Source organism: Pseudoalteromonas sp. P1-16-1b (assembly GCF_001401785.1).
Lineage (GTDB): Bacteria > Pseudomonadota > Gammaproteobacteria > Enterobacterales > Alteromonadaceae > Pseudoalteromonas > Pseudoalteromonas undina.
The window spans coordinates 1-997 of sequence record NZ_LKGQ01000050.1; the positions used below are offsets into that span (position 1 = coordinate 1).

Genomic DNA, 997 nt, shown 5'->3' on the forward strand with positions numbered 1-997 from the left:
CATCACCAATCGGAGCGTACCTTCTCCCGAAGTTACGGTACGATTTTGCCTAGTTCCTTCACCCGAGTTCTCTCAAGCGCCTTAGTATTCTCTACCTGACCACCTGTGTCGGTTTGGGGTACGATTCGGTATAATCTGAAGCTTAGAGGCTTTTCCTGGAAGTATGGCATCAGCAACTTCATCACCTTGGTGACTCGTCTCGTGTCTCAGCCTAACAGCAACCCGGATTTACCTAAGTCACTAGCCTACACACTTTCACATGGACTACCATCGCCATGCTTGCTTAGCCTGCTCCGTCCCCCCATCGCAATTATACCAAGTACGGAAATATTAATCCGTTTCCCATCGACTACGCCTTTCGGCCTCGCCTTAGGGGTCGACTTACCCTACCCTGATTAACATGGGATAGGAACCCTTGGTCTTCCGGCGTGCGGGTTTTTCACCCGCATTATCGTTACTCATGTCAGCATTCGCACTTCTGATACGTCCAGCATACCTCCCGGTACACCTTCAACCGCTTACAGAACGCTCCCCTACCACTCAGAATAAATTCTGAATCCGCAGCTTCGGTGCATAGTTTAGCCCCGTTACATCTTCCGCGCAGACCGACTCGACCAGTGAGCTATTACGCTTTCTTTAAAGGATGGCTGCTTCTAAGCCAACCTCCTGGCTGTCTGGGCCTTTCCACATCGTTTCCCACTTAACTATGACTTTGGGACCTTAGCTGGCGGTCTGGGTTGTTTCCCTCTTCACGACGGACGTTAGCACCCGCCGTGTGTCTCCCGGATATTACTTTACGGTATTCGGAGTTTGCAAAGGGTTGGTAAGTCGGGATGACCCCCTAGCCTTAACAGTGCTCTACCCCCGTAAGTATTCGTCCGAGGCTCTACCTAAATAGATTTCGGGGAGAACCAGCTATCTCCCGGTTTGATTAGCCTTTCACTCCTAACCACAGGTCATCCCCTAACTTTTCAACGTTAGTGGGTTCGGTCCTCCA

The 997-nt window shown here is 50.9% G+C and carries 1 rRNA gene; it reads right to left on the reverse strand.

Annotated elements, in window-relative coordinates:
- Positions 1-997 (reverse strand): 23S ribosomal RNA (locus AN392_RS18070); the annotation flags it as partial.